The organism is Winogradskyella sp. SM1960, from assembly GCF_020179375.1.
Classification (GTDB): Bacteria; Bacteroidota; Bacteroidia; order Flavobacteriales; family Flavobacteriaceae; genus Winogradskyella; species Winogradskyella marina.
This window is the reverse complement of sequence record NZ_JAICBG010000026.1, coordinates 1-4,123: the sequence shown is the minus strand read 5'-3', so window position 1 is coordinate 4,123 and position 4,123 is coordinate 1. Positions and strand designations below refer to the sequence as shown.

General features: G+C 31.1%; 6 protein-coding genes. 1 reads left to right on the top strand and 5 read right to left on the bottom strand.

Annotated elements, in window-relative coordinates:
- Window positions 1-258: 258 nt before the first annotated feature.
- Together K1X16_RS17740 and K1X16_RS18025 are read right to left on the bottom strand one after the other, a co-directional pair.
- Complete coding sequence (locus K1X16_RS17740) at window positions 259-987, bottom strand: CPBP family intramembrane glutamic endopeptidase (RefSeq protein ID WP_225037407.1); 729 nt, start codon at window positions 985-987, stop codon at window positions 259-261.
- Window positions 988-1,032: 45 nt separating this feature from the next.
- Entirely contained in the window at window positions 1,033-1,155 is a 123-nt protein-coding gene (locus K1X16_RS18025) for a hypothetical protein (protein ID WP_262902594.1), read from the bottom strand.
- A gap of 343 nt (window positions 1,156-1,498) precedes the next feature.
- Here K1X16_RS18025 and K1X16_RS17735 point away from each other — a divergent pair, with 343 nt between their 5' ends.
- Entirely contained in the window at window positions 1,499-2,470 is a 972-nt protein-coding gene (locus K1X16_RS17735) for an IS110 family transposase (protein ID WP_225037406.1), read from the top strand.
- Between the two features lie 61 nt (window positions 2,471-2,531).
- On the opposite strand, the gene K1X16_RS17730 is transcribed toward K1X16_RS17735, so the two are convergent.
- From K1X16_RS17730 to K1X16_RS17720, 3 genes are read right to left on the bottom strand one after another with little or no spacing between them, the layout of a single operon-like run.
- Complete coding sequence (locus tag K1X16_RS17730; protein ID WP_225037405.1) at window positions 2,532-3,194, bottom strand: hypothetical protein; 663 nt, start codon at window positions 3,192-3,194, stop codon at window positions 2,532-2,534.
- Between the two features lie 2 nt (window positions 3,195-3,196).
- A complete protein-coding gene (locus K1X16_RS17725) occupies window positions 3,197-3,706 on the bottom strand; it encodes an RNA polymerase sigma factor (RefSeq protein WP_225037404.1) in 510 nt (169 codons plus the stop codon).
- Window positions 3,693-3,884 (bottom strand): hypothetical protein, encoded by a 192-nt coding sequence (locus K1X16_RS17720; RefSeq protein ID WP_188460182.1) that lies wholly within the window; start codon window positions 3,882-3,884, stop codon window positions 3,693-3,695. The genes K1X16_RS17725 and K1X16_RS17720 overlap by 14 nt, the downstream gene beginning before the upstream one ends.
- Window positions 3,885-4,123 lie beyond the last annotated feature (239 nt).

The window sequence follows — 4,123 nt, the reverse complement described above, 5'->3', positions numbered from 1 at the left end:
ATTTTTATCGTGATTAGAATTAAAAAACTCTTGGATTAAGAAAGCGGTTAGCAAAACGTGACTGCTTGCTGCTAACGTCCGCGGGTATGAAACGTTGGGGTTTGCGAGGCGCGTCTGTATCCCACGAGAAGAAACATGACACGGGTGCAAATGTAAGATAACAAACTAACCCCCAATGTTTTATATCCGTTGTTGTGTGCTGCCATTTTTTATTTTATCAGTAATAATCAAATTGTTAATTTTAATATCTGCCATTGATTACTCTTCATCAATTAAGTTTGTAACTACTAAGTCCTGTACCGAATGTAAAACTATAATTGGAATAATTGAATCAAATATTATGTAAGCAAATCCAAATACCAATCCTAAGATTGTAGGTTTGACAACCTCTTTCCCTTGATATATGTGACCAATACCAAAAATAAAAGTTGAGATTAGTAAAACATAAAATAGTGAAAGAGAAGGGAAAATAAATGAAAAAGCAAAAAACAAATAACCTCTGTAAATAATCTCTTCTGTAATTCCAGCTGTTAGAGCAACAAAAATCCAAGTTTTTTTCTCAAGTCTAGTTATAGGAAATAATGTTTTAGCATATTCTGGAAGTTTCTTAGATGCTTCAAGCCTTGCATTTTTATTAAACTTAAGTATTATTATCGAATAGACATTGTAGAAAAGATAAATAAGACACAACGCAATAAAGGGAATTACAATCCATTTATTAAGTGTAGAAGTGTATATATTTATCCACCTAAATCCAATGTTACTGAATGTTACATCTGAAAATAGCAAAAGCAATAATATTAGTATAACAGGTATCCACGACCAAATAATAGTAGATTGATATTCTTTAAGCTTTTTGTTTGTGCCACGAGATTCTTCTCGTTTTAATTTATTGTGTTCTAAATATCCTGAAATAGGGGCTATCATAACCAAATAAATCAATAAAAGCACAAAAAGCACAAAGAAAAAATTAATCTCAAAATTCATAAATTCATCCAATTTTAAGTTTATAAATAATTATCTGATATTTCTTTAATCCAATTTAGCGTGCCTCCCATAATTTTTTGAATATACTTGTCCTAACCACATTCCCATAACGTTCAAATCTCCAAATAATAATTCTCTAATTTTCATGGATGTCGCTGTATTTTTCATGGTTGCACACAACGGTTAGTATATGAAAAGTAGGCGATTACGAAGAACAAAACTTTCGATTAAGCACAAAGTTTGATACAAGCCAAAAGCCATGAATTTATTACTGTTTCGCCTATTTTTTATATACATCTTAAGTTTACAATTCATTAAATTTAAGGATAAATTAGAAAGAACAAAAGAGAGGAGTAAGGTTAATATATACGCAGAAGCTTTAGACTTCGTCAACATTGAAAATCCCCTCTCTTTTCTACACAGATTTCGTACAGTTCTATGAGGCTTTTAGACCTCGATTTTAAGTCGTTGAAACTCGCGTAGATTGTCCTTTCAAAAAAAACATTTTGTTATGAATAAAGATATTAAATATTTTGGAATTGACATTAGTCGTTTAGTTTTCGATGTCACAGATTCTGAAGGTAATTACTACCAGTTTAAAAACAATGAGTTTGGTTTTAAAAAGTTCTCAAAACTCTTAGGTTGTAGTAGTCATTGCGTTATGGAAGCGACAGGTTATTACCATTATCAATTAGCGTATCATTTGTTAGAATTAGGTACAAAAGTATCGGTAGAAAATCCGTTGTCAGTGAAACGCTTTATCCAGATGGGATTATCAAAAGTTAAGACGGATAAGAGTGATTCAAAACTGATTTGTGCTTATGCTGAGCAAGTAGAATTAAAGCTTTGGAAAGGCAATTCTAAGAATGACATAGAATGTCTTCAAATCGTCAGAACTCTTTCAGTGTATACAAAACAAAGCACTATGCTAAAAAATAAACTACATGGTGAAGCTGTTTTGGGTAATCCAAGTAAAGAGGTTGTAAGATCTTTAAAACGCAGTTTAAAGCAGCTTCAAAAAGAGATGGCAGATTTAGAAGATAAGCTATTGGCTTTGGTAAAAACAGAGCACCAAGATTTATTAACACGTTTAAAAACTATTCCAGGTATCGGTCCAAAAACAGCTATTATGTTAATTGTTTTAACTGGCGGTTTTAATCGTTTTACTAACGCCAGTGAATTGTGTAGTTACGCTGGTCTAACACCTGTAATTAGACAAAGTGGAAGTAGTGTAAAAGGGAGACCACGAATCAGTAAAATGGGGAATCAAAAGCTGAGAAATTTATTATTTATGTGCAGTTTTAATGCTTGCAAATACAACAGAGCTTGTCGGGATCTTTATGAGCGAATCGTCGCCAAAGGAAAGAGCAAAAAATTAGCATTAATTGCAGTATGTAATAAACTACTAAAACAAGCCTATGCAATAGCTAAATCAGGGTTAATATATGATGGAAATTATAAAAGTACTTTAGTAAAAAAATAATGAGTTTTTACTTGTTTTTTGCCACAGTACTTTGTTGTGTGCTGGCTTTTTTTCCGTTCATTTAATTTTCTTTCTCAAACTCTTCCATTTCTCTGTAAAATTCGATGGCTTTTTCAACGGATTTTCCGCCCGAACCTACTATTAAATTTCTAAACCATTTTTTATTTAAGTTTTCGGGTTTGTGATTTTTATATAACCAAAAGGAAAAGTAAATAAAACTACCTGTTAGGATTATTTGAAAGATAATATAAGGTGATCCCACGTTTTGTGGAAACCAATTGTCACTCAAATAAAATGTTGTAAAAAAGGGAAATTGTAAACACATAATTTTGGCGTGGTCAATTATGGAAAGTTGAAGTCTTGATAATTGTTTCTGAATTTCCATTATGCTACCATCGTAATTTATATTTTTTGTCCAAGCAAGATGTTTAATATAGTCTGCAAACCCTTTTATATTTATCAAAGCGATTGCTGAAACTGAAACAATAAAATAATTACTTGCCGAGGAATAATTTGAAATAGCATAAAATAAGGCATAGCCCAAAATGAGAAGATAAAATACAAAAGCAACAATTCCTGCTGTTTTTAATTTAACCAAGCCTTGTAAGGAAGATTCTGCTTTTTGGGCTATGGTCTCTTTTAAAAGTAGTTTGTTAATCGCTAATGTCTGTTCTATTTTTGCATTTTGTGTTTTCCAAATATTGATAAGTTCTATATTTTCCATTTTTATTTATTTTTAAGTTGAGTAAATTCTTTTTTTAATTTGCCTTTAATCCTGCCGATTTTTGTTGCGACATTTGTTTCTGAAATCCCTATGATTTCTGAAATTTCTTTATAACTCTTTTCTTCGAGATAGAGTAACATTAACGCTTTGTTCAAATCGTTTAATTCTGAAATTATTTGGTTTAGGAAGCCAAAGTTGGTTTCTTTTTCTTCGGCTATTTCTGTGTCGGAAAAATCGAAAATTTCAGTTGTTAGCGAATTTGAAATTCGTTTTCTACTGTTCTCTTTTCTGTAAAATGAAATGGCTACGTTCAAAGAAATTCTGTACATCCAAGTTGAGTATTTGAATGTTTCGTTGTAGTTGTCATAAGATTTCCACAATTGCAATATAATTTCTTGAATGAGGTCTTTTCTATCTTCATTATTCCGACAATATGAGTTTACCACTTTGTAAAGAATGCCTTTATTGCTCTCAATTATATTCAGAAAGTTGTCTGTCTTATTTCTGTTCATAATTAGGTTTGGGTAAATGAGAACCTAATTTTACTAAATAGGTTGTGCTGTCTGTTTTTATTGGCGTTTTTGGTTTTTCACTATAATAATTTCTAGTTATTGAAATGCTACAACCTGTTGATAATATTGTAAATACCATTACGGCAACAATTATTAATCCGATGTTTTTGTTTTCCATTTGAGTTCCGTTTATTAAGAAAAATTCGTCCTTTCTTAATTATTCGCACAATGGCTTCAAAAATCACACTTTTTTCAAGATTTTTTTTTCTGCCAAGAACTCGACTTTAACTTTCAATGAAGAATTTTGATGTTATTCCGTAAGTTTCTTCTGCTTGCACATAACGGTTTTGTGTATGGTTAGTTGCGTGTTTAAGCAACTAATTTAGTAAACAAAAACGAACGCGAGAAAATTCCGAA

Excerpts from the sequence above, each read along its gene's own strand:
- K1X16_RS17740 (WP_225037407.1), bottom strand. The coding sequence starts at position 987 with ATGAATTTTGAGATTAATTTTTTCTTTGTGCTTTTTGTGCTTTTATTG.
- K1X16_RS18025 (WP_262902594.1), bottom strand. The coding sequence starts at position 1,155 with ATGAAAAATACAGCGACATCCATGAAAATTAGAGAATTATTATTTGGA.
- K1X16_RS17720 (WP_188460182.1), bottom strand. The coding sequence starts at position 3,884 with ATGGAAAACAAAAACATCGGATTAATAATTGTTGCCGTAATGGTATTT.
- K1X16_RS17730 (WP_225037405.1), bottom strand. The coding sequence starts at position 3,194 with ATGGAAAATATAGAACTTATCAATATTTGGAAAACACAAAATGCAAAA.
- K1X16_RS17735 (WP_225037406.1), top strand. The coding sequence starts at position 1,499 with ATGAATAAAGATATTAAATATTTTGGAATTGACATTAGTCGTTTAGTT.
- K1X16_RS17725 (WP_225037404.1), bottom strand. The coding sequence starts at position 3,706 with ATGAACAGAAATAAGACAGACAACTTTCTGAATATAATTGAGAGCAAT.